This window comes from Streptomyces sp. NPDC059443 (assembly GCF_042750105.1).
Lineage (GTDB): Bacteria > Actinomycetota > Actinomycetes > Streptomycetales > Streptomycetaceae > Streptomyces.
The window spans coordinates 20,445-45,058 of record NZ_JBHYVM010000016.1; the positions used below are offsets into that span (position 1 = coordinate 20,445).

General features: G+C 71.2%; 25 protein-coding genes and 1 tRNA gene. 12 read left to right on the top strand and 14 right to left on the bottom strand.

Annotation, left to right across the window (positions count from 1 at the left end; genetic code table 11):
* Positions 1 to 108 precede the first annotated feature (108 nt).
* Together chpH and ACFXDJ_RS17465 are read right to left on the bottom strand one after the other, a co-directional pair.
* A complete protein-coding gene (gene chpH, locus ACFXDJ_RS17460; protein ID WP_356507660.1) occupies positions 109 to 342 on the bottom strand; it encodes a chaplin ChpH in 234 nt (77 codons plus the stop codon).
* A 137-nt stretch (positions 343 to 479) separates the two neighbouring features.
* Positions 480 to 1,805 (bottom strand): M20/M25/M40 family metallo-hydrolase, encoded by a 1,326-nt coding sequence (locus ACFXDJ_RS17465; protein WP_384662701.1) that lies wholly within the window; start codon positions 1,803 to 1,805, stop codon positions 480 to 482.
* A 175-nt stretch (positions 1,806 to 1,980) separates the two neighbouring features.
* On the opposite strand from ACFXDJ_RS17465, the gene ACFXDJ_RS17470 reads away from it, so the two are divergent.
* Positions 1,981 to 2,068, top strand: a tRNA-Leu gene (locus tag ACFXDJ_RS17470).
* A gap of 6 nt (positions 2,069 to 2,074) precedes the next feature.
* On the opposite strand, the gene ACFXDJ_RS17475 is transcribed toward ACFXDJ_RS17470, so the two are convergent.
* Positions 2,075 to 3,403, bottom strand: coding sequence for a cation:proton antiporter (locus ACFXDJ_RS17475; protein ID WP_384849456.1), 1,329 nt, complete (start codon positions 3,401 to 3,403; stop codon positions 2,075 to 2,077).
* A 200-nt stretch (positions 3,404 to 3,603) separates the two neighbouring features.
* On the opposite strand from ACFXDJ_RS17475, the gene ACFXDJ_RS17480 reads away from it, so the two are divergent.
* Positions 3,604 to 4,761: an aromatic ring-hydroxylating dioxygenase subunit alpha gene (locus ACFXDJ_RS17480; protein WP_384662695.1), complete on the top strand. Its 1,158-nt coding sequence runs from the start codon at positions 3,604 to 3,606 to the stop codon at positions 4,759 to 4,761.
* On the opposite strand, the gene ACFXDJ_RS17485 is transcribed toward ACFXDJ_RS17480, so the two are convergent.
* The 6 genes from ACFXDJ_RS17485 to ACFXDJ_RS17510 are packed head-to-tail and all read right to left on the bottom strand — an operon-like array spanning position 4,728 to position 10,770.
* Positions 4,728 to 6,020 (bottom strand): benzoate/H(+) symporter BenE family transporter, encoded by a 1,293-nt coding sequence (locus ACFXDJ_RS17485; RefSeq protein WP_384849459.1) that lies wholly within the window; start codon positions 6,018 to 6,020, stop codon positions 4,728 to 4,730. The genes ACFXDJ_RS17480 and ACFXDJ_RS17485 overlap by 34 nt on opposite strands.
* Positions 6,017 to 7,189, bottom strand: a complete 1,173-nt coding sequence (locus ACFXDJ_RS17490; protein ID WP_384849462.1) for an acyl-CoA dehydrogenase family protein — start codon at positions 7,187 to 7,189, stop codon at positions 6,017 to 6,019. Before ACFXDJ_RS17490 ends, ACFXDJ_RS17485 begins: the two co-directional genes overlap by 4 nt.
* A complete protein-coding gene (locus ACFXDJ_RS17495; protein WP_384849465.1) occupies positions 7,186 to 7,947 on the bottom strand; it encodes a thioesterase II family protein in 762 nt (253 codons plus the stop codon). Before ACFXDJ_RS17495 ends, ACFXDJ_RS17490 begins: the two co-directional genes overlap by 4 nt.
* A 40-nt stretch (positions 7,948 to 7,987) precedes the next feature.
* Positions 7,988 to 8,218 carry a phosphopantetheine-binding protein gene (locus ACFXDJ_RS17500; protein ID WP_384651660.1) on the bottom strand — a complete coding sequence of 77 codons (231 nt, stop codon included), beginning with the start codon at positions 8,216 to 8,218 and terminating at the stop codon, positions 7,988 to 7,990.
* A gap of 12 nt (positions 8,219 to 8,230) precedes the next feature.
* Complete coding sequence (locus tag ACFXDJ_RS17505; protein WP_384651662.1) at positions 8,231 to 9,796, bottom strand: amino acid adenylation domain-containing protein; 1,566 nt, start codon at positions 9,794 to 9,796, stop codon at positions 8,231 to 8,233.
* Between the two features lie 11 nt (positions 9,797 to 9,807).
* Positions 9,808 to 10,770, bottom strand: coding sequence for a chlorinating enzyme (locus ACFXDJ_RS17510; protein WP_384651664.1), 963 nt, complete (start codon positions 10,768 to 10,770; stop codon positions 9,808 to 9,810).
* A 431-nt stretch (positions 10,771 to 11,201) separates the two neighbouring features.
* Here ACFXDJ_RS17510 and ACFXDJ_RS17515 point away from each other — a divergent pair, with 431 nt between their 5' ends.
* Positions 11,202 to 11,561: a zinc ribbon domain-containing protein YjdM gene (locus ACFXDJ_RS17515; protein WP_384651666.1), complete on the top strand. Its 360-nt coding sequence runs from the start codon at positions 11,202 to 11,204 to the stop codon at positions 11,559 to 11,561.
* 77 nt (positions 11,562 to 11,638) lie between these two features.
* Here ACFXDJ_RS17515 and ACFXDJ_RS17520 read toward each other — a convergent pair whose 3' ends face one another.
* The 3 genes from ACFXDJ_RS17520 to ACFXDJ_RS17530 form a co-directional block, all read right to left on the bottom strand.
* Positions 11,639 to 13,183, bottom strand: a complete 1,545-nt coding sequence (locus ACFXDJ_RS17520) for an APC family permease (protein WP_384651668.1) — start codon at positions 13,181 to 13,183, stop codon at positions 11,639 to 11,641.
* A gap of 86 nt (positions 13,184 to 13,269) precedes the next feature.
* Positions 13,270 to 14,217, bottom strand: coding sequence for a hypothetical protein (locus tag ACFXDJ_RS17525; RefSeq protein ID WP_384849468.1), 948 nt, complete (start codon positions 14,215 to 14,217; stop codon positions 13,270 to 13,272).
* A gap of 449 nt (positions 14,218 to 14,666) precedes the next feature.
* Positions 14,667 to 16,322, bottom strand: a complete 1,656-nt coding sequence (locus ACFXDJ_RS17530; protein ID WP_384651672.1) for an FAD-binding dehydrogenase — start codon at positions 16,320 to 16,322, stop codon at positions 14,667 to 14,669.
* Positions 16,323 to 16,404: 82 nt separating this feature from the next.
* On the opposite strand from ACFXDJ_RS17530, the gene ACFXDJ_RS17535 reads away from it, so the two are divergent.
* From ACFXDJ_RS17535 to ACFXDJ_RS17570, 8 genes are all read left to right on the top strand, one after another.
* Complete coding sequence (locus ACFXDJ_RS17535) at positions 16,405 to 16,926, top strand: NUDIX hydrolase (protein ID WP_384651674.1); 522 nt, start codon at positions 16,405 to 16,407, stop codon at positions 16,924 to 16,926.
* 18 nt (positions 16,927 to 16,944) lie between these two features.
* A complete protein-coding gene (locus tag ACFXDJ_RS17540) occupies positions 16,945 to 17,343 on the top strand; it encodes a YidH family protein (protein ID WP_384651676.1) in 399 nt (132 codons plus the stop codon).
* Positions 17,340 to 17,681, top strand: coding sequence for a DUF202 domain-containing protein (locus ACFXDJ_RS17545; RefSeq protein ID WP_384651678.1), 342 nt, complete (start codon positions 17,340 to 17,342; stop codon positions 17,679 to 17,681). Before ACFXDJ_RS17540 ends, ACFXDJ_RS17545 begins: the two co-directional genes overlap by 4 nt.
* A 93-nt stretch (positions 17,682 to 17,774) precedes the next feature.
* Positions 17,775 to 18,077, top strand: coding sequence for a hypothetical protein (locus tag ACFXDJ_RS17550; protein WP_384651680.1), 303 nt, complete (start codon positions 17,775 to 17,777; stop codon positions 18,075 to 18,077).
* 131 nt (positions 18,078 to 18,208) lie between these two features.
* Entirely contained in the window at positions 18,209 to 19,120 is a 912-nt protein-coding gene (locus tag ACFXDJ_RS17555) for an MBL fold metallo-hydrolase (protein WP_384651682.1), read from the top strand.
* A 138-nt stretch (positions 19,121 to 19,258) separates the two neighbouring features.
* Complete coding sequence (locus tag ACFXDJ_RS17560) at positions 19,259 to 20,320, top strand: phosphotransferase family protein (RefSeq protein ID WP_384651684.1); 1,062 nt, start codon at positions 19,259 to 19,261, stop codon at positions 20,318 to 20,320.
* 10 nt (positions 20,321 to 20,330) lie between these two features.
* Complete coding sequence (locus ACFXDJ_RS17565; protein WP_384651686.1) at positions 20,331 to 21,569, top strand: acyl-CoA dehydrogenase family protein; 1,239 nt, start codon at positions 20,331 to 20,333, stop codon at positions 21,567 to 21,569.
* A gap of 115 nt (positions 21,570 to 21,684) precedes the next feature.
* Positions 21,685 to 22,308 (top strand): acetate uptake transporter, encoded by a 624-nt coding sequence (locus ACFXDJ_RS17570; protein WP_384651688.1) that lies wholly within the window; start codon positions 21,685 to 21,687, stop codon positions 22,306 to 22,308.
* On the opposite strand, the gene ACFXDJ_RS17575 is transcribed toward ACFXDJ_RS17570, so the two are convergent.
* The gene (locus ACFXDJ_RS17575) at positions 22,305 to 22,718 is read right to left on the bottom strand and encodes a MerR family transcriptional regulator (RefSeq protein ID WP_384651690.1); all 414 of its coding nucleotides are present in this window, start codon (positions 22,716 to 22,718) and stop codon (positions 22,305 to 22,307) included. The genes ACFXDJ_RS17570 and ACFXDJ_RS17575 overlap by 4 nt on opposite strands.
* 96 nt (positions 22,719 to 22,814) lie before the next feature.
* Here ACFXDJ_RS17575 and ACFXDJ_RS17580 point away from each other — a divergent pair, with 96 nt between their 5' ends.
* Positions 22,815 to 23,951, top strand: coding sequence for an alkene reductase (locus ACFXDJ_RS17580; protein WP_384849471.1), 1,137 nt, complete (start codon positions 22,815 to 22,817; stop codon positions 23,949 to 23,951).
* A 28-nt stretch (positions 23,952 to 23,979) separates the two neighbouring features.
* Here the strand turns inward: ACFXDJ_RS17580 and ACFXDJ_RS17585 are convergent, their stop codons facing one another.
* On the bottom strand, positions 23,980 to 24,588 hold the full coding sequence (locus tag ACFXDJ_RS17585; protein ID WP_384651694.1) for a TetR/AcrR family transcriptional regulator: 609 nt from the start codon (positions 24,586 to 24,588) through the stop codon (positions 23,980 to 23,982).
* Positions 24,589 to 24,614 lie beyond the last annotated feature (26 nt).

Below are 24,614 nucleotides of genomic sequence, written 5' to 3' on the forward strand. Positions count from 1 at the left end.
CCGCCGCGCCGCGGGGGCGCGGCGGCGAGGGTGGCGGCCGCCCCCCCCCCCCCCCCCCCCCCCCCCGCCCCCCGCGCCCCCCCCCCGGGGCCAGGTACTTCAGAAACTTCAGGCGTTGACGCAGGTGTTGCCGAAAGCCGGGTTCAGCAGGCCGATCACGGAGATCGTGTTGCCGCAGACGTTCACGGGAACGTGGACCGGAACCTGGATGACGTTGCCGGACGCGACACCGGGCGAACCGATGGCCGCACCCTGGGCGCCGGCGTCGGCGACGGCCAGACCCGCACCCGCGAGAACCAGACCACCGGTGACAGCCGCAGCAGCGGCAACCTTCTTGAGCATTGTTCCTCCTAGTAGGCAAGCGCGGTCCCAGCCGCGGACCGCACCACCTGTAACGAGGAGGGATCACCGGGGCTACGAGCGTATGAGCGCATTCACTCTTCTCAGTGGAATCCGCACACCTTCCCGATTCCGAGGCGTTAGCTCTCGTCGATGAACCGGTCGAGCACCCGCACGCCGAACTTCAGGCCCTCCACCGGCACCCGCTCGTCCACCCCGTGGAACATCCCGGCGAAGTCCAGCTCCGGCGGCAGCTGGAGCGGCGCGAAGCCGAAGCAGCGGATGCCGAGGTCGTCGAAGGACTTGGCGTCCGTACCGCCGGAGAGCATGTACGGGACCGCGCGCGCGATCGGGTCGTGCGCCTTCAGGGCGGTCTGCATGGCGTCCACGAGCCTGCCGTCGAAGGAGGTCTCCAGGGCCTTGTCCGCGTGGACGTCCTCCCGCTTCACGCGCGGGCCCAGGATCCGGTCGAGGTCGGCGAAGAACTCCTCCTCGTAGCCCGGCAGGAAGCGGCCGTCCACGTGGGCGGTGGCCTGCCCGGGAATGACGTTGACCTTGTAGCCGGCGCCGAGCATGGTCGGGGCGGCCGAGTTGCGCAGGGTCGCGCCGACCATCTTGGCGATGCCGCCGAGCTTGGCGAGCGTGGCGTCCATGTCGTCCGGGTCGAGCGGGGTGCCCAGCGCGTCCGAGAGCTCGTCCAGGAAGTGCCGTACGGTCTTGGTCACGCGCACCGGCCACTGGTGGCGGCCGAGCCGCCCCACGGCCTCGCACAGCTCCGTGATGGCGTTGTCGTTGTTGGTCATGGAGCCGTGGCCCGCGGTGCCCTCCACCGTGAGCCGCATCCAGTGCATGCCCTTCTGCGCGGTCTCCACCAGGTAGAGCCGCAGGTTCTCGTTCACGGTGAAGGAGAAGCCGCCGACCTCGCCGATGGCCTCGGTGACCCCCTCGAACAGCCCGGGGTGCTTGTCGACGAGGTACCGGGCGCCGTAGGTGCCGCCCGCCTCCTCGTCGGCGAGGAAGGCCAGCACGATGTCGCGCGGGGGCTTGCGGCCGCTGCGCATGCGGTCGCGTACGACGGCCAGCGTCATCGCGTCCATGTCCTTCATGTCGACCGCGCCGCGGCCCCACACGCAGCCGTCGGCGATCTCGCCGGCGAAGGGGTCGTAGGTCCAGTCGGCCGCGTTGGCCGGAACCACGTCGGTGTGCCCGTGGATCAGCAGCGCCGGCCGCGACGGGTCCTCGCCCTCGATGCGCGCCACGGTCGAGGCGCGCCCCTTGTGCGATTCGAAGATCTGCGGCTCCAGCCCGACCTCGGCGAGCTGCTCGGCGACCCACTCGGCGGCCTTGCGCTCGCCGGGGCCGGAGTGGTCTCCGTAGTTGCTGGTGTCGATCCGGATGAGGTCCCGGCAGAGGCCGACGACCTCGTCCTCGCCGGATACGGTCCTGCCCGCGCTCGACTCGCTCACGCTGCTTCCTCCCACTGACCACTGATCGGTACCGAACTGCCTCCCATCCTCCCGCTCCGGGCCGCTCTGCCCAAGGCCGGACCCGGCCGTCGGGGGGTGTGATCGAGGACCCCGGAATGTTTGGTAATGTTTTCCACGTCGGAACGGCCCGCGAGGGACGCGAGACAGACACCTTGTCCGGGTGGCGGAATGGCAGACGCGCTAGCTTGAGGTGCTAGTGCCCTTTATCGGGCGTGGGGGTTCAAGTCCCCCCTCGGACACCATCAAGATCAATCGATCTGAGAGAGCCGGTCGAGGCGACGCGAAGTCGCCTCGGCCGGTTTTTTCGTTTCCGATGGCAGCGGATGGACGCGGTCGAGGAGGGGGCCGGTCATCAGGGTCGTGACCACGGCCATGATGACCATGGCCGTGAACAGCCGGGTGTCGATGACGCCCAGGCCCAGACCGACGTTCAGGATGACGAGCTCGGTGAGGCCCCGGGCGTTCATCAGGACGCCGAGGGCCGCGGCCTCCCGGCCCGTGGCGCGGGTCAGCCGGGCCGCGCCCGCCGCGCCCGCGAACTTTCCGGCGCACGCCACGACGAGCACCGCCCCGGCCATGAGCAGACCCCGCCCCCCGAGTCCCGTCAGGTTCACGGACAGGCCGGCGACGGTGAAGAAGACCGGAAGCAGGAGCAGGCTGGTCTGCTCGATGCGCTCCGGGACCTGGGGCGCGGCTGCGTCGATCCGCCGGCGCGGGACGATCGCGCCGAAGGCGAAGGCGCCGAAGACGGCGTGCAGCCCGATGGCGTCGGTCGCCGCCGCCGCGAGGAGCATCCCGACGACCAGTACCCCGTGGATGAGCGCGGCACTGCCCGCCCATCTCCGCCCCGGGTCGAGCAGCCAGGCCAGACCCGGACGGACGAGCAGGAGCAGCACGGCGAGCAGCAGCGCCGACCACAGGGCCATGCGCGCCACCGGCCAGGGTCCGCTCGCCCGGACGACGACCACCACGACGGCGAGCATGCACCAGGCGAGGAAGTCCTGGACGGCGGCGCAGGCGAGGGCGATGGAGCCCAGCGGATGTTTTTCCAGGCCGCGTTCGTTCAGGATGCGGGCCAGTACGGGCAGGGCCGTGATGGACATGGCGGCGCCCAGGAAGAGGGCGGGCCCGAGCGTCCCCCCGGTCTTCAGCTCGGACTGCCGGAGCCAGGGGTGGATCAATACGGCGAGACCCGCGCCCAGGGCGAAGGGCAGGGCGACGGAACTCAGGGAGACCGCCGCGACCTGCCGCTGGGCGGTCGGGCTGCGCAGATGGGCGGCGTCGAACTGGTAACCGACACCGAACATGAAGAGGACCAGGGCCAGTTGGGCCAGCGCCTGGAGATAGGGGACGGTCCCGGCGGGGATCAGTGCCCTGTCGAGGTGGCCCGGCAGCAGCGACAGGAGGCTGGGGCCGAGCAGGATGCCTCCGATGATCTCCCCCATCACGGCGGGCTGACGTGCGCGCTTGGCGAGGCGGGCCAGTACGGAGGCCACCGCGAGGATGACGGCGAGGGCGAGGAGGATCCGGCCCGCGGGCGGCGCCCCGGATTCGGCGAGTAAGAGGGACGAGGGCACGCGATGTCACTCCTGTGGGTAAGAACGGCCTGCGGGCAAGGAGAACGCGGAGGTGCGTTTCCGGGGAACTTCGGAGGAACGGCATCCGATTTCCTCGGGTGCCCTCGGTACGGAAATCCGACTACCGGTCTCATTGAACGCGGAACCACGGGCATAATACCATCACACTCAACACCGTTTACTTTGATGGGAGTTGACGGATGGATCGCGACGAGGAACTCCGGATCCTTGACCGAGCCCTGGAGCATCTTCGCAACAAGAGACTCCCCCTGACCGACACCGACACCCGGGTCGACGTCGACCGGTATCACTCACCCACGTGGTACCAGGCGGAACTTGACCGCATGTTCACCCGACTTCCCTCCATGCTCGTGCACGGCTCGGAGCTTCCCGGGCCCGGCTCGTTCGTGACCATGGAACATTTCGGCCGGCCGTTGATCGTGAATCGCGATGGCGACGGCGTGGCCCACGCCTTCCTCAACGCCTGCCGCCACCGCGGCGCGCGCCTCGAAAGGGAGGCCTCCGGCCTGCGCAGGCAGTTCACCTGCGGCTACCACGCCTGGCGTTACGACACGGACGGGGCCCTTGCCGCCATTCCCAGCGCCCACTGCTTCCCCGGTGTCGAACCGGGCAAGCGGAACCTGGTGGGGCTGCCCGTGGTCGAGGCGTACGGGTTCGTCTGGCTGCTGCCCGAGGACCGGCCCACCCGGGCCGACCTGGACGGATTCCTCGGGAATTTCCGCCAGGACCTCGCCGATCTCGATCTCGACTCCTTCGAGATCTACGGATCGGAGAGCCAGGAGTGGGACATCAATTGGAAACTGGTCGTCGAAGGCACCCTGGAGGGCTACCACTTCCCGTTCCTGCACGCGAAGAGCGCGAATCCGCTCTTCGAGAACAGCACGTTCTTCTTCGACCGTTTCGGGCCGCACCTCCGGTCAATCCTGCCGAAGCGCTCGATCAACTTCATTTCCAAGGTCGAGCGCAGCGAACGGCGGCTGCTCTCGGTCGCCAATGTCATCCACACCGTCTTCCCCAATGAGACGGTCCTGCATCAGTCCGACCATTTCCTCTGGATCACGAGTCACCCGCTCGGACCGGCCCGGACACTGGTGAAATTGCGGTTGATCATCCCCAGGGGTTCGGCGACCGACAGCGGGGTCGGGCAATGGGAGGAAAACAGGAAGCTCACGTACCAGGTGCAGTACGAGGATCTTGAGATCTACCGGGAGATCCAGCTCGGATTCGCGAGCGGCGCCAATAAGGAACACTGCTTCGGTACGCAGGAGTTCGCCCTGCACACTTACCACGAGACGGTGGGGAACTACGTGTTGGGCGCCGAGCCGACCGACTCCTGAGCGCCGGCGGGCACGGCGGGTGCAGAGGACCCGGCGGGCACGGCAGGCACGGCGGGCGGTTCGTTCGCCGTCGCCCGTCGTGGCCGCCAGTGCCGCAGTGCGTGGACGGCGCCTCCGGCGAGCAGCCCCCAGAACGCCCCGCTGATTCCGAAGAAGTGCACGCCCGACACCGTCACCACGAGCGTGACCACGGCCGCTTCCCGGTCCCCGGGATCGGACACCGCTCCCATGAGCGAGCTGCCGAGGGCGCCGAGGAGCGCGAGTCCGGCCACCGCCTGGATCAGGGAGGGGGGCGAGGCGCTCACGAAAGCGACCGCCGCCCCGGCCCCGAGGCCGAGCAGGATGTACGCGGCGCCCGATATGACGGCCGCCCGGTAGCGCTTGCGGGGGTCGGGGCCGGCTCCCTCGTCGGCGCAGAGTGCGGCGGTGATCGCCGCCAGATTGACGGCGTGCCCCCCGAAGGGCGCGGCGAGCAGGGTGAAGACCCCGGACCAGCTGAAGAGGGGTCCCGGCTCGGGTTCGTAGCCGTTGACGTTGAGGACCGCGATGCCGGGGATGTTCTGTGACGCCATCGTCACGACGTAGAGGGGCAGGGCGATTCCGATCACCGCGGCGGCCGAGAACTCGGGCACGACCAGCACCGGACCCGCCCACAGGGGGCCCAGCGCGTCGGCCGGGACACGGGTCGTGGTGATGATCAGTACGACGGTCACGAGCACCGCGGCGGGTACCGCGTACAGCTTCTTGAAGGCGGCGACGCAGGCCCAGGTGACGACGATGGCGAGCCCCAGGACCGGCTCCGCCTGTACGGCCCGGGCCGGGGCGAGACACAGCGGCAGCAGGATGCCGGCGAGCATGGCGTTGGCCAGCGGCTTGGGGATGGCCGAGACCCAGCGACCGAGCGGCTTCCACAGGCCGGTGACCACGATCAGCGCACCCGTGACGAGGAACGCGCCGACCGCGGCGGCGAATCCGCCGCCGACCGCCGCCGAGCCCGCGAGCAGGGCCGCTCCGGGTGTGGACCAGGCGATGCTGGTGGGCATCCGCGATCGCAGGCTGAGGAAGATCGCGCAGGCGCCCATCGCGAGGGAGAGCGCCATCAGGCCGGACGCCGCCTGCGCGCGGGTCGCCCCGACCTTCGTCAGCCCTTCGAGGACGACCGCGAACGAGCTGGAGAACCCGACGAAGGCGGCCACCAGTCCGGCCGTCGAGGCCCGTACGAGATCGGAGCCCGCGCCGGTCGTGTCACGCCTGCTCAATGGAACTCCTCGTATCCGCTGCGGGCCACGATGTCCCGCATGACCTCACTGGCTCCCGCCGCGACGGTGGCCGCCTGGGCGTCGTGCACGATGTGGACGATGCGCGACCCCTCCCGGTACCCCTCGGCTCCGTACAGGTGCCGGCACTCCTCGGCCACGGTCCTGGCCACTTCGGTGGCCTTCAGTTTCACCATGGAGCAGGCGGTGATGGACAGCGGGTCCCGTGCATAGCTCCAGGCCGCGTGGTAGGCGAGCTGGCGGGCCGCCTCCACCTCGGTGAGCAGGTCGGCCATCCGGTGGCGTACGGCCTGCTTGGCGCTGAGCGTCGACTCGAACATGTCGCGCCCTTTGAGGTGGCGCCAGGTGGTGTCGAGGCAGTTGGCCGCGTCGCCGACGGCTGAGATCCCGGCGGCGAGCCGCTCCAGCTGCATGTTCTTCATGATCTGCATGAAGCCGCTGTTACGGCGGCCGATGACGTTCTCCTTGGGGACCCGGACCTCGCGGAAGCTGATGTCGGCGATGGCGGAGGCGCGCCAGGAAACGCAGTCGTTGGCCACGACGTGGACGCCTTCGCTCCCGCGCTCGATGACGCAGAGCGTCAGATCGCCCTGGCTCGCCGAGCCGCCGTCCGCGCCGGAACCGGTGCGGACGGCGGTCACGATGAAGTCGGCGAACCCGCCGTTGACCACGAAGCGCTTCTCTCCGTCGACGACGAGGTCGTCGCCGTCCTCACGGGCGGTCGCGGCCAGTCGGGACAGGTCGGATCCGGCCTGTGGTTCGGTGATCGCGAGTGCGGCGACGAGCTCGCCCGCGACGGCCGGCCGCAGGTACCGCTCGCGCAGATCGGCCGAGCCGTTGGTGGCGAGGTAGCTCGTCGCCATGTAGGCGTGCAGGGCCACGGCGAAGCGCACTCCTCCGAAGCCCGTCCTGCCCAGCTCTTCGAGGAGGACGACCGAGTGGAAGATGTCCTTCTGGCCTCCGCCGGCGTCGAGCGGGTGGTTGAGACCGAGGAGTCCCTCGGCCCCGAGGGCCCGCCAGGCGGACCGTGGCATCGCACGCCGCCGCTCCCATGTGGCGGCGTGCGGAATGATCTCCTTCTCCAGGAAGGTCCGCACACCGCGGCGGAACTCCTCGTGTTCGGCCGTCAGGTACGGCGACGCCGGGGTCACTCCCCCGCACCCGTCGGGGAGAGGACGGCCGCGACCACGGCCGCGACCACGGCTTCCTCGCTCTCGCGGAGGAGGAAGTGGCCGGCGGGGAACGAGCGGATGGCGAAGCCTCCCGTGGTGTGATGGCTCCAGTCGGCCATGGCTTCGTACGGGTCGATGTCGTCGTGCTCCCCGCAGAGCGCGAGGATCGGTGCGCGGACGCGTCCCGGGGACGCGGGCCAGGTCTCGGCGAGCCGCAGGTCCGCCCGCAGGAGCGGTTCGAGCAGCGCCATCAGGTCGGCGTTGGCCAGGACTTCCTCGGGTACTCCCTTCATCTCGCGGAGCCGTGCGGTCAGAGTCGGGCCGTCCATGGAATGCATGGGCGGGAATCGTGCGGGCACCCCGGGCGCCCGGCAGGCCGAGACGATCAGCGCCCGGGGCGGGCGGTGGCCCGCCGCCTCCAGGCGGTGGGTCAGTTCGTAGGCGAGCCGGGCGCCGAGGCTGTGGCCGAAGAACGCGTACGGTCCGCGTTCCGTCTCCGGGGCGACCGCCTCCACGAGCGTGTCGAGCGCCTGGGGCCAGGAGTCGATGGCCCGTTCGCGAAAGCGCTGTTCGCGCCCGGGGAGGCGGATCGCGGTCACACCGATGCCCGGCGGGACCCGCGTCTGCCAGCCGCGGAACACCTGGGTGCCGCCGCCGGCGTACGGGAAGCAGAGCAGCTGTGTCTCGATGCGGGCTTCGTCCGCGGCGAACCGTGCGAACAGTCGCCGGTCGGGCACCGCGGGACTCGGTGGGCTCGGTGTGGGATGCACGGCGGGGCTACGCCATCGCTTCGTCGACGGCCTTCGCCAGGCTGGCGAGCTTGGCATCCTCGTAGAGGGTCTCGGGCATCAGGACGTCCACGGCGAACCGCTCCTCCAGCCTCGACAGGAACCTGATCGCGGTGAGCGAGTTGCCGCCGAGCTCGAAGAAGTCGTCCCCGACCCCTACCTCGGTGAGCCCGAACAGGCTCCGCCAGATCTCGGCGATCGCTTCTTCGGTGTCGGTCATCGTGCTCTCCATTCATTCTTCGGACGTTGCGGCGAGCAGTGCGTGGCGGTCGACCTTGCCGGTCGCCGTCAGCGGGAGCGCTTCACAGAGGTGGACGCGCGCCGGGACCATGTAGGCGGGGAGCCGGCCACGGAGGTGGTCGCGCAGGGCGGGCCCGTCGGTGCGGCCGTCCGTCACGGCGAAGGCCACCAGTGCCCTGTCGTCGCGGGGGGTCACGGTGACGTAGCTCCGCCTGACCGCCGGATGGAGGTCGAGGTGATGGGCCACCTCGCCGAGTTCGATGCGGAAGCCGTTGACCTTGACCTGGTCGTCCTCACGGCCCCGGAAGACGAGCTCGCCACCGGGCAGCAGGTGTCCGTGGTCGCCGGTGCGGTAGAGGCGCTCGGGTACGCCGTCGATCTCGCGCTCCACGAAACGCTCGGCGGTCAGCTCCGGCATGCCCAGGTATCCCGGGGACAGGCCGTCGCCGGCCAGGCAGATTTCGCCGCTGCGCCCCGGTTCGCAGAGGGTGTCGCCGTCGACGACGTAGAGGCGGGTGTTCTGGATCGGCCGGCCGATGGGCAGCGTGGGCGTGGCCGCGCCTTGTTCCAGCTCGTCGACCGGGTGGTAGGTGGCGAAGGTCGTCGCCTCGGTGGGTCCGTACATGTGGACGATGCGGCCCGGCCCGTGGGCCCGTAACGCGTCGGCCATGTGCCGCATGGAGTGGAGCTCGCCGCCCGTCAGGACGGCGTCGACGCCGGCGAGCGCTTCGGGTGCCTCGTCGACCACTGCGTTGAACAGGGCGGTGGTCAGGAAGAGGACGGTGACGCCGTGGGTCCGGATCACCTGTCCGAGCTGTGACAGGCGGACGAACCCGTCGGGGTACAGGACGCAGGTGCCGCCGCGCAGCAGGGCGCCCCAGATCTCGAAGGTGGCGGCGTCGAAGATGACGGGAGCCAGTTGCAGCAGCCGGCTGGTCTCGTCGAGCGGTGCGAACCGCGCGCCGAAGACGAGCCGGGCGATGGACCTGTGCCGGATGGGCACGCCCTTGGGCCTGCCCGTGGACCCGGAGGTGAAGTTGACGTACGCGATGGCGTCGGCGGCGACCTCGACGGCCGGGCCGTGCTCGCTGCGGTCCAGGTCCGGCCGGTGCACGGGCAGGACCCGGCACCCGTCGAGCCGCCGGGTCAGCTCGTCCGCCCGGTCGGTCAGCACCCAGCCGCAGTCGGCGTCGGCGAACAGGCCGCGGAGCCGTTCGTCGGGCCACGCGGCGTCGAACGGCAGGTAGACGCCACCGCACTTGAGGACCGCGAGGAGGGCGACGATCAGCTCCGGTGAGCGGGGCAGGCAGATCCCGGCGGTGGAACCGGGCCCGAAACCCCGCGCCGTCAGGCGCAGGGCGAGCCCGTTGGCCAGCAGGTCGAGTTCGCGGTAGGTGAGGGTCCGCTCGCCCTGCACGACCGCGGGCGCGTCGGGGTTCCGCGCGACGCAGGCCCCGAAGAGCGCGGGCACGGCGCTGTCGCGCGGATAGTCGGCCCCGGTCTCGTTGATCCGGCGGTGCAGGGCCAGCGCCGCCGGTGAGCCGGTCAGCTGCCGCATGAGCGGGGCGCTCAGTCGGCGGGCCGGAACGGAGTCCCGTTGACGGTCCGGTCCACGAAGCGGTTGTGGCCGTACGTGTCCTTCCCCGAGACCTGTACGCAGCCGAACTTGTCGAGGCTCGCCTCGCCGCCGAACTCCGCGAGCGCGTCCGAGTACGGGTACACCTGCACCTGGTTCGGCAGGTAGCGGGCCGCGTATCCCAGACGCATGTGGTCGGTGAGGCCCGCGTGCGGATGCGAGGCGTGCATGAGCGTCGACCAGAAGATGATGAACTGCCCTTGGCGCATGACCATGGACCGGGCCTTCGACTCGTCGGGGCTCCAGTCCGGGTCCTTCTGCAACTGGCGGTAGTCGTAGCCGAAGAAGCCGCGCCGTACTCCGCCCTTCTCCAGCTTGCCGATGGAGTCCGCGTCGTACCCCATGACCTTGGACTCGTCGTAGTTCATGGTCCGGTGCGAGCCGGGGATGAACTGCAGGGCGCCCATCTCGACGCTGGCCTCGGTGAACGCCGACCACACGGTGATGGTGCCGCCGAACTCGGAGTCCTCCGGCCAGACGATCTGCGGGTGCTTGGAGCCCGCGACATTGGAGAAGTTGTCGGCCTGGTGCCAGTCGGTGCCCTCGTCGCCGGGGTACTTCGGGAAGAACTCGGTGCGCCAGCACAGGACGTCGGGTCCGAGGAGGCTCGCGACGCGGTGGACGATCTCGGGGCGGGTGATGTGCGAGGCGAGGAAGTCGACGTCGAGGTGGCGGTCGTAGTTCGCGAGGTTGGTCACCCCGGAGACGGCCTTCTCCTGCCCGTAGATCGCTCGCTTGGTGTTGAGGAGCTTGGGTCGCAGGGCTCGTAAGTTCTTTTCCATCTCGGCCGCTTCGTACAGATCGAACGGGCCGATGTAGCCGTCCTTGTGGAACTGCTCGATCTGCTGCGGGCTGAGTGCGAAGTCGGTGCTCGTGGTGCGGGCCTGTGGGTCCATGTATCACCTCTGAGTAATCGACGTTTCAAGAAGGTGAATGACTGACGTACGGTCAGATTCAGTCAACTCCCGTCTAACTTCGACGAGTTAGGACCTGTCTAGCACAGCCGAGGGGGCGGACGCGCGGATTCCCGCCGCTCGGCGTCGACGCTCCGGGGATGCGCGATATCCCGCAGGCACGCGGACGCGGCGCCATCGAAACCCCACCCCCTCCCGCGCCGGAAAGCGGAGCGGACCGAGGTCCGGCGCGGGGCGGCGGATCCGGTCCGAATCAGCCGAACGCGGTCCGGGCGGCGAGGGGCGCCGCAGCCCGGGGCCGCACCCTCCCCCACCACCAACCGCCACGGAGTGGTCACGCCCGGTCACGCGGCGTGGGGGCGGTTCGGCGGGACGGCGAACCGGGCGCGGCTGACGCGGGCTACCCTTGACCGGTGAATGAGAACCTTCCCCCTTGCCCTAAATGTTCCTGCGAGTACACCTACGAGATGAACGCGCTCGTGGTGTGCCCCGAGTGCGGTCACGAGTGGGTGCCCGCCGAAGACGAGGCGCAGGCCGCTTCGGGGTCCGGGGAGCAGGTCGTGAAGGACGCCGTGGGCAATGTGCTCAGCGACGGCGACACCGTGACCGTGGTCAAGGCGCTCAAGGTCAAGGGCAGCCCCTCGGGTATCAAGGCCGGCACGAAGGTCCGTAACATCCGGCTCATCGACGGGGTCGACGGCCACGACATCGACTGCAAGATCGACGGCTTCGGCGCGATGCAGCTGAAGTCGAGCGTGGTCAAGAAGGCCTGACCGCGAGCGGACGCAGAAGAGAGGGGCCCTGCCGTGGCGGGGCCCCTCTCTTCGTGTCCGGGCACGGTCTGGCGCGGTCAGTCGGCCGGGATGGCCTCGGCCGCCTGGTCGAGGCGGAAGGCCTCGTTGCCCAGGCCGATGCGGGCGTGGACCTCGGGGCGGGAGGAGCGCAGGAACAGGCCGTACGCCAGGCCGGCCACGGTTGCGGCCCCGATGATGCCGGGCAGCGCCCAACTGAGCGCGGAGCCCTCCTCGGCGGCGACCAGGACGCCGAAGTCCTTGACGGTGTAGACGGCGATGGCGAGCAGGGCGATGCCGGCCAGGCCCGCCGCTGCGAGCCGCCAGATCTGGGCGCCCGCGGTTCCGCGGCGGACGAAGAAGGCGATGACGGCGAAGGAGGCGGCGGCCATCAGCAGGGTCACGCCGAGGGCGCCGACGCTGCCCATCCAGGTGAACAGGTGCAGGACGGGCGTGGTGGGGTCGTCGGTCGGCAGACCGTCGGTGAACGCGAACGCGAGGACGACGACCACGGAGATCACGGTCTGCAGGAGCGAGCCGGTGGCGGGGGCGCCGGTACCGGTGTTGGTGCGGCCGAAGGAGGCCGGGAGCAGGCCTTCGCGGCCCATGGCGAAGGCGTAGCGGGCGACGACGTTGTGGAAGCTGAGCATCGCCGCGAACATGCCGGTCACGAACAGGACGTGCAGGGCGTCGGTGAAGGCGGTGCCCAAGCGGGCCTCGGTGAGCTGGAAGAGCAGGCCGGGGCCGGCCTCGGCGGAGGCCTTGACCACCTCGCCGGGGCCGGTGGCGACGGTGAGGGCCCAGGCGCTGAGGGCGAAGAAGAGGGCGACGAAGCCGACGGCGAGGAACATCACCCGGGAGACGACGATGTGCGGCTTGCTGGTCTCTTCGGCGTAGACCGGGGACTGTTCGAAGCCCACGAAGGCGGCGATGCAGAAGCACAGGGCGGTGCCGAGGCCGGCGCCGGTGAGGGTCGAGGGGTCGAAGGCGTGCAGCGAGAGGCCCTCGGGGCCGGGCTTGCCGAGGGCGGCGGCGTCGAAGACGACGACGAGGAGGACCTCGACGAGCAGGAGGACGCCGAGGACCTTGGCGTTGAGGTCGATCTTCAGCCAGCCGAGGGCTCCGGTGAGGGCGACGGCGGCCAGGGCCGGTATCCACCAGGCGAGTTCGGTGTCGAGGTAGGTGTGGAAGAGGCTGGAGACCTCGAAGCCGAGGATGCCGTAGACGCCGACCTGCATGGCGCTGTACGCGATGAGGGCGACGAACGAGGCGCCGGCGCCGGCGGTGGGGCCGAGCCCGCGCGCGATGTAGGCGTAGAAGGCGCCGGCGTTGTGGACGTGCCGGCTCATCTCGGCGTAGCCGATGCTGAAGAGCGCGAGGACGACGCCGAGGATGACGAACAGCAGGGGCTGTCCGACGATGCCCATCACGCCGAAGGTGGTGGGCATGACACCCGCGACCACCATCAGGGGGGCGCTCGCGGCGAGTACGGAGAGCAGCAGCCCGGCGGTGCCGAGACGGTCGGCGCGCAGGGCGCGGTCCTGGCCCTTGTACGTGCTGATCTCGGCCGGGTCGGTGAGCGTGGTGGATCTGCCCGTCGGCATGGCGGGTGGTCCTTTCGGCGGGGAAGTCTTGCGGGGCGGGGACGAGCGGGGCTGCGAGCTCGACCGGGGGTGGTACCGAGCGGAGGTCAGACGGTGCCCAGCGCGGCGCTGCGCGCGGCGAGGAAGGCCTTGTGCGGGTCGAGGTCCGGGTAGGACCAGGGGGCGCGGGTGGCGTGGCTGCCGATGCGGTGGAAGAGGGCGGCGGCTTCGGCGGGGCGGCCCTCGCAGAGTTTGGCGTGGGCGAGGAAGTTGAGGTCCACCCGGTTGCGGGGGTGGTCCTCGCGCTCCCACTCCAGCCACCAGTCGAAGGCGGAGCGCAGCACCTGGCGGGCGCGGCGGCCGGACCAGTGCGCGGCGATGGCGTCGGGGGTGTGCCCGTGGACGGCGGCGAGGACCCGGTAGCGCTCGGCGTGGGCGATGACGGGGAGCACGGCGAGCGGGGAGTCGGCCGGGGACTCCTCGGCGGCCCAGGCGGCGAAGTCGTAGACCTCGTGGAGCGGGTCGTGGCCGGAGGCGGGGTCGCGCTCGGCCAGCAGGGAGACCATCAGGTGGTGGGCGTGGTGGTGCTCGCGGTGGCGGGCCCGCACCTGGTCGAAGTGGCGGCTGAACTCCTCTTCGGTGCCGAAGGCGCGGCTCAGGAGCAGCAGGCCGAGCCAGGGGGTGGGGTCGGCCGGGAACAGGGCCGCGGCCCGGTGGCAGGCCTCCTCGGCGGCCTCGGGGGTGCCTTTGCGGCGCAGGGCGGTGAAGACGGCCGCGCAGGCGAGGAGGGTGACGGCGTCGGCGCTCTCCGGTTCGGCGAGGAGCCATTCGCGCGCCCAGGCGGTGGCGGCCGGGGTCTCGGCGAGGACGACGAGACGGTGGCCCCGGCGGTCCCAGTCGTCGCCGGTGGTGACCAGGAGGGAGCGTGCCTTCGCCCAGCGGCCCTGGGTGAACTGGGTGCGGACGTCGACGAGTTCGGAGTCGCAGAGCGCCGGGTCGAAGAGCTGGGCGTCCCGCTTGCGGGCGCGGCCGAGGGGCGGCGGAGGCGGAGACATCCGCGGATTCCCTCCAAGGCGCGGGCGGTTGGGCGGCGTTGCCGAATGATCACGCACAGCAAAGCGGTACGCACAGCTCCGCGTCAAGGTCCAGTCCACCGCGTGGCGCGTTTCAACTGGTCCGAAAAGCCCATGAGTTGAGTGGACGGACTCTGTCCGCGACCCGCTCCGCGGCAGCCCGGCGCGGTTCGCGGGCGGGCTCTACGGCGGTACCGGGCCGGGGCGGAGCCCCTGTCGGTGGCGGGCGAAGACCATGCGCCGGTGGCCGAATGGCGCTCGTGCCACGGGGAATTCCGGCAGGACCCGGCGGCCCGGCCGCCTCGGCCCGCCCCGGCCCACCTCGGCCCGCCCCGGCCCCGGCCCCGGCCGGCACCGCTCAGGGCACCGCTCAGGGCGCCGCTCAGGGCGCCGCTCAGGGCGCCGCTCAGGGCCGCCGCTCAGGCCGTCCCTCAGCCCACCGCCCGGCCCGCGGCGCGGCCCGCCGCGCGGCCCGAGAAGATGCAGCCGCCGAGGAAGGTGCCCTCCAGGGCCCGGTAGCCGTGGACGCCGCCGCCGCCGAAGCCCGCGGCCTCGCCCGCCGCGTAGAGGCCCGGCAGGGGTTCGCCCGTGTCCGTCAGGACCCGGGAGGAGAGGTCGGTCTCCAGGCCGCCCAGCGATTTGCGGGTCAGGATCGAGAGCCGGACGGCGATCAGCGGGCCCGCCGCCGGGTCCAGGATCCGGTGCGGGGCGGCGGTGCGGATCAGTTTGTCGCCGAGGTACTTGCGGGCTCCGTGGATCGCCGTGACCTGGAGGTCCTTGGTGAAGGGGTTGGCGATCTCCCGGTCCCGGGCGACGATCTCGCAGCGAACCGTCTCCTCGTCGAGCAGCCCTTCCTTCGTCACCGCGTTCATGCCGCGCACCAGGGCGGCGAGGTCCCTCTCGACGACGAAGTCGGCGCCGTTGTCCATGAAGGCCTTCACCGGGCCGGGTACGGCCTGGCGCGCCCGGTCGATGACCCCGCGGACCGACTTGCCCGTCAGGTCGGGGTTCTGCTCGGAGCCGGAGAGTCCGAACTCCTTGCCGATGATGCGCTGGTTGAGGACGAACCAGGTGTGGTCGTGGCCGGTCTTCATGATGTGGTCGAGCGTGCCGAGGGTGTCGAAGCCCGGGAACAGCGGTACGGGGAGGCGCTTGCCCGTCGCGTCCAGCCAGAGCGAGGACGGGCCGGGCAGGATGCGGATGCCGTGCTTGGCCCAGATCGGGTTCCAGTTCTCGATGCCCTCGGTGTAGTGCCACATCCGGTCCTTGTTGATGTGGCTGGCGCCCGCCTCCTCCGCGATGCCCAGCATCAGGCCGTCCACGTGCGCCGGGACCCCGGAGAGCATCCGTTCGGGCGGGGTGCCGAGCCGGGCCGGCCACTGCTCGCGCACGAGGTCGTGGTTGCCGCCGATGCCGCCGCTGGTCACGATCACGGCCTGGGCGCGCAGGGAGAACTCCCCGGCGCTCTCGCGTCCGCTCGCGGTGCCCCGTACGGCGTCGGAGGGGGTCAGGATCTCGCCCGTCACGGTGTCGAGGGCGCCGCCCGTACGCGCGAGCCCGGTGACCCGGTGGCGGAACCTCAGCTGGACCAGGCCCCGGGCCACCCCGGCGCGGACCCGGCGTTCGAAAGGTGCCACCAGGCCGGGGCCGGTGCCCCAGGTGATGTGGAAGCGGGGTACGGAGTTGCCGTGGCCGTTCGCGTCGTAGCCGCCGCGCTCCGCCCAGCCGACGACGGGGAAGAAGCGGACGCCCTGGGCGTGCAGCCAGGGGCGCTTCTCGCCGGCCGCGAAGTCCACGTAGGCCTCCGCCCAGCGGCGCGGCCAGGCGTCCTCCTCGCGGTCGAAGCCGGCGGTGCCGGCCCAGTCCTGGAGGGCCAGCTCGCGGGTGTCCTTGATCCGCATGCGGCGCTGCTCGGGCGAGTCGACGAAGAACAGGCCGCCGAAGGACCAGTGCGCCTGGCCGCCGATGGACTGTTCGGGCTCCTGGTCGAGCAGGATGACCTTGCGGCCGGCGTCGACGAGCTCGGCGGTGGCCACGAGGCCCGCGAGTCCGGCCCCGATCACGATCACGTCTGCGTCGTACGTCATGCGAAACCCGTCCTCCGTCGGTGGTGGGGCGATCCTTTGCTACGGAGCGGTAACCAGTCAACAGGAGTGAGGGGACGAAGGTATGGGCGCGGCCGACGAGGTACTGGACGTGGTGGACCGGGAGGACCGGGTGACGGGGCGGGCCCGGCGCGGCGAGGTGTACGCGGCCGGGCTGCTCCACCGCTGTGTGTTCGTGCTGGCCAGGGACGGGCGGGGGCGGGTCTTCGTGCACCGGCGGACGGCCTCGAAGCTGGTCTTCCCCTCGCACTACGACATGTTCGTGGGCGGGGTGGTCGGGGCCGGCGAGAGCTACGCCGATGCCGCCCTGCGGGAGGCCGAGGAGGAGCTCGGGGTATCGGGGCTGGCGCGGCCGGAGCCGCTGTTCAAGTTCCTGTACGAGGGTCCGGGCGGGGCCTGGTGGTCCTACGTGCACGAGGTCCGCTGCGAGCTGCCGGTCCGGCCGCAGGCCTCGGAGGTGGCCTGGCACACCTGGCTCCCGGAGGAGGAGGTGGTGCGGCGGGTCGAAGACGGCTCGTGGCCCTGGGTGCCGGACGGGCTGGCGGCGTACCGGCGGCTGCGGGAGTTCCGTGCGGACGGCCGGTAGCACAGTAGATTGGGGCGGGTGATCGACTTCGGCAAGGACGTGCGGCTCTGGTTCGCACCGGAGCGGGTGAAGGACGAGGGCGAGACCCCCGACTACCGCTTCTCGCTGGCCAACGAGCGGACGTTCCTGGCCTGGATCCGGACCGCCCTGGCCCTGGTCGGCGGCGGTTTCGCCGTGGACCAGTTCCTGCCCGACCTGCGGTGGGGGGTCCGCGTCGGCATGGCCTTCGCGCTGCTCGCGGTGGGCGCGGCCTGCGCGCTGCGGGCGGTGAACCACTGGGTGCGGTGCGAGCGGGCGATGCGGCGCGGCGAGGACCTGCCGCTGTCCCGGTTCCCGGTGGTGCTGAGCCTGGGGGTGGGCCTGGTCGCGGTGGCGATGGTCGTGGTCGTGCTGCTGGGCTGGACGACGGGGCGGTGAGCGCCCCGGCCGACGCCGCCGACCGCGACGGACCCGGCGGCCGGGACGCGGGGCTCCAGCCGGAGCGGACCCGGCTCGCGTGGCGGCGTACGACGCTCTCGTGCGCGGTGGCGGCCGTACTGGCGCTGCGCCAGGCCCTGCACAAGCACGGCTCCCCGGTGGAACTGGCCGGGGTGGCGGTGATCGCGCTGGTCATGCTGGCGTTCCTGTGGGTGGCGCACCGGCGGATCCGGGAGCTGGCCGCGGGCCGGCCGGCCGGGCTGACCCCGCGTGCGGCGCTCGCGGCGACGGCGTGCACGGTGGCGCTGGCCGTCTTCGCGATGGCGGTCGTCATCTGAGCCGAAGAACCGATGGTCAGCCTTCCCGCGCCACCCGGGCGCGCAGCGGACACAACGGGCGATCCGGGTCGTTCCCGCACTAGCCTCGGCGCCATGACGACCATGCACCGAGAACACCCCACGCACGAGCACTCCCACGCGCACGGCCCCGGCTGCGGCCACACGGAGGTCGAGCACGGCGACCACGTGGACTACGCGCACGACGGCCATCTGCACCGCGAGCACTCCGGCCACTGGGACGAATGCGAACCGGCCGTGCACACCGAGCACGGCGCGCACGAGCACACGCACGGCTCGGACTGCGGGCACGGCTCCGTCCGGCACGGCGACCACGTCGACTACCTGCACGACGGCCACCGGCACGCCGCGCACGACGGACACTACGACGACCACTGATTGATCCACAGACCGGATCCACAGACCGGATCCACAGGCCGGATCCACAGGCCGAACCCCCGCCCTCCCCCCGCGCCGCCGCGACTGGCAGGATGCCGACAGCCCGTCACAGCGACCCGGGGAGAGCGCAGATGCCCGTAGAAGAGCCGTACCTCGTCCAGCCGGCGGAGGGGGTGTACGCCTACGTGCAGCCCGACGGCGGCTGGTGCCTCAACAACGCGGGTTTCGTGACCGGCGGCGGCCGGACCCTACTGGTGGACACGGCCGCCACCGAGCGGCGGGCGCTGGCCCTGCGCGCGGCGGTGGAGGCCGCCGGTGCGCCGCTCCCCCGTACGGTGGTCAACACCCACCACCACGGCGACCACACCTACGGCAACGGCGTGTTCGCCCCCGAGGCGCTGATCCTGGGGCACGACGACGCGCGGTCCGAGCAGCTCGCCGCGGGGCACCAGCTGGAGATGATCTGGCCGGCGACCGACTTCGGCGCGATAGACATCACCGCCCCCGACCTGACGTACAGCGACCGCATGACGTTGCACGTCGGCGAGACCGAGGTCCAGGTGATCCACCCCGGCGTCGCGCACACCACCGGCGACTCGATCGTGTGGCTGCCCCGGCAGCGGATCGTGTTCACCGGGGACCTGGTCTTCGCGGAGGGCACCCCGTTCCTGGCGATGGGCTCCCTGGCCGGGTCGCTGCGGGCGCTGGAACTGCTGCGCTCGCTGGGAGCGGAGACCGTCGTACCGGGCCACGGGCCGCTGACGGATCCCGGCGCCTACGAGGCCACCGAGCGCTATCTGCGGTACGTGGCCGAGCTCGCCCGGGAGGGCCGGGCGAAGGGGCAGACCCCGCTGGAGGTGGCCCGGCAGGCCGATCTCGGCGAGTTCGCGGCCTGGCGGGAGAGCGAGCGGCTGGTGGCGAACCTGCACCGGGCGTACGCGGAGCTGGCCGGTGAGCCCGAGGGCGTGCCCCTGGACATCCTGACGGTGCTGCGGGACATGACGGTGATGAACGGCGGGGCGCCGATCCTCTGCCACGCCTGATTTCGGGTGGATGGCCGGAGGTGTCCTCCGGCCATCCGGAGGTGTTCCTCCGTCCACCCACTGGACGGCATACCGACTGGTCGGCATGATGGGTCGCGTTCGTTCCGTCGTCGTCAACTCCGTACGGAGGTGCGCACCATGACCTCAGCCCCGGGACCTTCCCCGTCCCACCCGCGAGGCCTCGATCTGGAGCAGCTGCGGGGTCATCTCGACCGGGCGCGGCCGGGGCTCGTGACCGGGCCGCTGACCGGCCGGCTGATCGAGGGCGGCCGCTCGAACCTGACCTACGAGGTCGGCGACGGGACCTCCCGCTGGGTGGTGCGCCGGCCGCCGCTGGGGCACGTACTGGCCACCGCGCACGACATGCGGCGCGAGCACCGGGTGATCGCGGCGCTGCACGGCACGGCGGTGCCGGTGCCCGAACCGCTGCTGCTCTGCGAGGACGAGGCCGTGCTGGGCGCGCCGTTCTACGTCATGGAGTTCGTGGACGGGGTGCCGTTCCGGACGGCCGGCCAGCTGGCCGCGCTCGGCCCCGAACGGACCCGGCGGGCGGTACTGGGCCTCGTGGACACCCTGGTCGACCTGCACGCGGTGGACCCGGACGCGGTGGGGCTGGGCGACTTCGGCCGGCCCGAGGGCTTCCTGGACCGGCAGCTGCGCCGCTGGGGCAAGCAGCTCGCGGCCTCCCGGGGGCGGGAGCTGGCGGGGATCGACGAACTGCACGGCTTCCTCGGGCGGACCCTGCCCCGCTCCCCCGCGGCCACGGTGGTGCACGGGGACTTCCGGCTCGACAACGTGCTGATCGGCGGATCCCCTTCCGGCACCGACACGATCCGGGCGGTGCTGGACTGGGAGATGTCCACGCTCGGCGATCCGCTGACGGACCTCGGACTGCTGGTGATGTACAGCTCCGACCTGGGCCTGACCGAGTCCCCGGTCAGTACGACCAGCGGGGCTCCGGGCCATCCGTCGCCCGCCGAGCTCATCGAGCGGTACGCGGCCCGTTCGGGCCGCGACACCTCGGAGATCGCCTGGTACACGGCCTTCGCGTGGTTCAAGCTCGCGGTGATCCTCGAAGGCATCCACTACCGCTTCACGCTCGGGCAGACCGTCGGAGCCGGCTTCGACCGGATCGGCGAGCTGGTCCCGGTCTTCATCGAGCACGGCCTGACCACCCTGACCACCCTCCAGGAAGGCTGAGGAGCCCACGATGGATTTCGCATTCGACGCCCGGACCGAGGAACTCCGCGGACGGCTGCTGACGTTCATGGAGGAGTACGTCTACCCGGCGGAACCCGTCGCCGCCGAGCAGCGCGCACGGCTGGCCTCGCCCTGGGACACCCCGGCCGTGTTCGGTGAACTGAAGGCCGAGGCGCGCCGTCAGGGGCTGTGGAATCTTTTCTTTGTAAATCAGCACAGCTCGCCCGATGCGGAGTACGGCGCCGGGCTGACCAACCTCCAGTACGCCCCGCTCGCCGAGATCACCGGCCGCAGCCCCCACCTGGCGCCGATGGCGACGAACTGCGCGGCTCCGGACACCGGGAACATGGAGCTGCTCGCGCAGTTCGGGAACGAGGCGCAGAAGAAGCAGTGGCTGGAGCCGTTGCTGGCCGGGGAGATCCGGTCGGCCTTCGCGATGACCGAGCCCGAGGTGGCCTCCTCGGACGCGACGAACATCGAGACGCGGATCGAGCGCTCCGCGGACGGCGGCGAGTACGTGGTCACCGGCCGCAAGTGGTTCATCTCCGGTGCCATGAACCCCGACTGCAAGATCTTCATCGTCATGGGCAAGACGGACCCCGACGGGTCCGACCCGCGCCGCCAACAGTCCATGATCCTGGTCCCGAGGGACACCCCGGGGGTCGAGGTCCGGCGCGCGATGACGGTGTACGGGTACGAGGACCACGACCACGGCGGTCACGCCGAGGTGGTCTTCGACGGGGCCCGCGTCCCGGCGGCGAACCTGATCGGCGAGGAGGGCGGCGGCTTCGCCATCGCCCAGGCCCGGCTCGGACCCGGCCGGATCCACCACTGCATGCGGCTCATCGGGATGGCGGAGCGGGCCATCGAGCTGATGTGCCGGCGCGCGATCGGACGCAGCGCCTTCGGCAAGGAGCTGGCCGCGCAGGGCGTCGTACAGAACTGGATCGCGGACGCCCGGGTCACCGTGGAGCAGCTGCGGCTGCTGGTGCTGAAGACGGCCTGGCTGATGGACACGGTCGGGAACCGGGGCGCGCACACCGAGATCCAGGCCATCAAGATCGCGACTCCGCGGGCGGTCGTCGGCATCCTCGACCAGGCGGTGCAGCTGCACGGTGCGGGCGGGGTGAGCCAGGACTTCCCGCTGGCGGAGCTGTGGGCGGCGGCGCGCACGCTGCGGCTGGCGGACGGGCCGGACGAGGTGCACCAGCGCTCACTGGCACACCGGGAGCTCAAGCGGTACCGGTAGCCACCGGCGGGCGTGGCGCGGGACTTCGGTCCTGTGACGGTGGACCTTTGATGGTCCAGACCACCCGGGAAGTCCGATATATTCGGGATATCCCCCCACCGAAAGTGCCTTCGCCATGCCCAGCTCCACCCTGGCCCCCACCGCCGCGCCGCACGCCACGGCCTCTCCCGTCACCGCGCCGCGGGCCATGGCCAATCCGGGCCCGCTCGGCCTGGCGGCGTTCGCCCTCACCACCTTCGTGCTCAGCCTCTTCAACTCGGGCCTGATCTCGAACGCCGCGCTCAGCGCCGTCGTGCTGCCGCTGGCGCTGTTCTACGGCGGGCTCGCGCAGTTCGTCGCGGGCCTGCTGGAGTTCCGCCGCGGCAACACCTTCGGGACCACGGCGTTCGTCTCGTACGGCGCGTTCTGGATGTCCTTCGCGGCCTACGTGAAGTTCGTCGTCTCGACGCTGCCCGCCGACCAGGCCCACGTGGCGACCGGCTGGTTCCTCGTGGCCTGGTTCGTCTTCACCGCGTACATGTCGATCGCCGCGATGAAGCTGGACGTCGCGCACCGCGTGCTGTTCGTCTCGCTGGCGCTGACCTTCCTCTTCCTCGCCCTCGGCGATCTGGCGCAGAGCACGGCGATCGGCCACACCGGCGGCTTCCTCGGCCTGTTCACGGCGGGCGTCGCCTGGTACATCTCCTTCGCCGTCGTGGCCAAGGAGACCTGGGGGCGCGAGGTCGCCCCGCTCGGCTAGGACCTTTCGACGGCTGCGGCTACGGAGGCGGATGCGGCCATCGGCCCGGCGGTGCGGCCCGCCGCCGTGTCGATGACCTCGTCCAGCACCTCGCGGGACCGGATCAGATCGGCGATCAGCCGGTCGATCCGGTCCCGTTCCGTCTTCAGCTCGGCGACGAGCATGGGGGTGGCCCGTACGTTCGGCCCGCCGTCCGTATCGCGCATGCACGGCAGGATCTGCGCGATCTTCGCGCTGTGCAGGCCCGCCGCGTAGAGCTCCTGGATCCGGATGACCCGGTCCACCGCCCGCTCCGCGTAGTCGCGGTGGCCGCCGGGGGTCCGGTCGGAGACCAGCAGCCCCTGCTTCTCGTAGTAGCGCAGCGAGCGCTCGCTGACCCCGGTGCGCGCCGCCAGTTCGCCGATCCGCATGCCCCGCCCCTGTCGTCTCTCCGGACTTCCAGATTTCCGGACTTCCAGACTTCCGGACTTGAATCTGACACTGGTGTCAGGTTTTAGGTTACGGGCATGACGAACTCACAGCAGCTCCTTCCCGCCGTTTCCCGCCTCTTCGACTCCGCCACCCTCGGTGGGCTCGAACTCCCCAACCGCCTGGTGATGGCGCCCCTGACCCGCAACCGGGCGGGCGCCGACGGAGTCCCCGGGCAGCTGATGGCCGTTCACTACGCGCAGCGCGCCACGGCCGGTCTGATCATCGCCGAGGGCACCGCGCCGAGCGCGGTGGGGCAGGCCTACCCGAACATCCCCGGCATCCACACCGCGGACCAGATCGCGGGCTGGCGCCGGGTCACCGACGCGGTGCGGGCGGGCGCCGACGGCCTGGGCGGCGGCGCGGCGATGTTCCTCCAGCTGGAACACGGCGGCCGGGTCGGCCACCCCGACACCAGCGGCCACGTCCCGCTCGCGCCGTCCGCCGTACGGCTCCCCGAACAGCTGCACACCCCCGGCGGGCTGCGGGACGCCGCCGCTCCCCGCGCGATGACGGCCGAGGACATCCGGTCCACCATCGCCGACTTCGTCACCGCGGCCCGCAATGCCGTGGAGGCCGGTTTCGCGGGGGTGGAGGTGCACGCCGCCAACGGTTACCTGCCCCACCAGTTCTTGGCGCAGAACACCAACCTGCGGACCGACGAGTGGGGCGGCTCGGTGGAGAACCGGATCCGGTTCGCCGTCGAGGTGGTCCGGGCCGTCGCCGGGGCCATCGGCCGGGAGCGGGTCGGGATACGGATCTCGCCCGGATCGACCGTCAACAGCATCGAGGAGGGCGACACCGAGGAGATCTACCCGGCGCTGCTGGCGGCCCTGGCGGAGATCGACCCGGTCTATCTCCACATCCTCTACTCCGACCAGGAGCGGCCCCGGTTCCAGGAGCACCGCAAGGCCTGGCCCGGCACGCTGATCGCCAACCAGATGCTCTCCCGGGAGCAGTTCGCGGCCGACGGCGGCAAGAGCGTCGCCGAACGGCTGCTGGCCGAGGGCGCCGACCTGGTCTCGCTGGGCCGGGGCTTCCTCGCCAACCCCGACTTCGTGGCGCGGCTGCGGGCGGACGCGCCCCTCAACGAGCTCCGCCCCGAGTTCCTGATGAACGTACAGGGGGCGGAGGGGTACAACGACTACCCGGTGCTCGCGACCGCGTCGGTGTGAGCGGCGGTGCGGCTCAGGGACGCGCGGCTCAGGGGCGCAGCGCCCGCAGGAGCAGGTCCGCGAGGTGGTCGGCCACCTGCTGCGGGGTCAGCGGGCCGTCCTCCCGGTACCAGGTCGACAGGTGGTGGACGGACCCGAAGTGGTAGTCCACCACCAGGTCCGCCGGGGTCGCGGTGGAGAAAACCCCGGAGGCCTGGCCTTCCTCGACCAGTGCCCGGAACCGCTCGTGGTAGCGCCGGCGCTCCGCCCGCACCTGCTTGAACTTCTCCGGGCTCAGCTGGTGCATCGACCGGAAGAAGATCGCCGCGTCGTCGAGGTTCTCGATGGTGGTCACCACCACGTCGGCGGCCGCGGCCCGCAGCCGCTCCTCCACGGGGGCGTCGGAACCGGCCACCGCGTCGAGCCGCTGCTGCTGGAGCCGCAGCATCCGCGCGTACACCTCGTGCAGCAGATCGTCCTTGGATCCGAAGTAGTGGTAGAGCGCGCCCTTGGTGACCCCGGCCGCCTCGACGATCTCCTGCACCGAGGTGCGCTCGTAGCCGCGCTCGGCGAACAGCCTGGTCGCGACGGCCAGCAGCCGCTGCGGTACCGGGGCCTCGTGTGCGCCGACGGTCTCCGTCGTGGTCCTGGCGGCCATGGCGCTCGCCTTCCTTTCCTGATCCC

Bases quoted from the DNA above. Each gene is read 5' to 3' on its own strand.
- ACFXDJ_RS17480 (WP_384662695.1), top strand. From the start codon at position 3,604: ATGGATCGCGACGAGGAACTCCGGATCCTTGACCGAGCCCTGGAGCAT.
- ACFXDJ_RS17555 (WP_384651682.1), top strand. From the start codon at position 18,209: ATGCCCGTAGAAGAGCCGTACCTCGTCCAGCCGGCGGAGGGGGTGTAC.
- ACFXDJ_RS17500 (WP_384651660.1), bottom strand. From the start codon at position 8,218: ATGACCGACACCGAAGAAGCGATCGCCGAGATCTGGCGGAGCCTGTTC.
- ACFXDJ_RS17560 (WP_384651684.1), top strand. From the start codon at position 19,259: ATGACCTCAGCCCCGGGACCTTCCCCGTCCCACCCGCGAGGCCTCGAT.
- ACFXDJ_RS17520 (WP_384651668.1), bottom strand. From the start codon at position 13,183: ATGCCGACGGGCAGATCCACCACGCTCACCGACCCGGCCGAGATCAGC.
- ACFXDJ_RS17505 (WP_384651662.1), bottom strand. From the start codon at position 9,796: ATGCGGCAGCTGACCGGCTCACCGGCGGCGCTGGCCCTGCACCGCCGG.
- ACFXDJ_RS17575 (WP_384651690.1), bottom strand. From the start codon at position 22,718: ATGCGGATCGGCGAACTGGCGGCGCGCACCGGGGTCAGCGAGCGCTCG.
- ACFXDJ_RS17585 (WP_384651694.1), bottom strand. From the start codon at position 24,588: ATGGCCGCCAGGACCACGACGGAGACCGTCGGCGCACACGAGGCCCCG.
- ACFXDJ_RS17525 (WP_384849468.1), bottom strand. From the start codon at position 14,217: ATGTCTCCGCCTCCGCCGCCCCTCGGCCGCGCCCGCAAGCGGGACGCC.
- ACFXDJ_RS17580 (WP_384849471.1), top strand. From the start codon at position 22,815: ATGACGAACTCACAGCAGCTCCTTCCCGCCGTTTCCCGCCTCTTCGAC.
- ACFXDJ_RS17550 (WP_384651680.1), top strand. From the start codon at position 17,775: ATGACGACCATGCACCGAGAACACCCCACGCACGAGCACTCCCACGCG.
- chpH (WP_356507660.1), bottom strand. From the start codon at position 342: ATGCTCAAGAAGGTTGCCGCTGCTGCGGCTGTCACCGGTGGTCTGGTT.
- ACFXDJ_RS17510 (WP_384651664.1), bottom strand. From the start codon at position 10,770: ATGGACCCACAGGCCCGCACCACGAGCACCGACTTCGCACTCAGCCCG.
- ACFXDJ_RS17570 (WP_384651688.1), top strand. From the start codon at position 21,685: ATGCCCAGCTCCACCCTGGCCCCCACCGCCGCGCCGCACGCCACGGCC.
- ACFXDJ_RS17535 (WP_384651674.1), top strand. From the start codon at position 16,405: ATGGGCGCGGCCGACGAGGTACTGGACGTGGTGGACCGGGAGGACCGG.
- ACFXDJ_RS17565 (WP_384651686.1), top strand. From the start codon at position 20,331: ATGGATTTCGCATTCGACGCCCGGACCGAGGAACTCCGCGGACGGCTG.
- ACFXDJ_RS17530 (WP_384651672.1), bottom strand. From the start codon at position 16,322: ATGACGTACGACGCAGACGTGATCGTGATCGGGGCCGGACTCGCGGGC.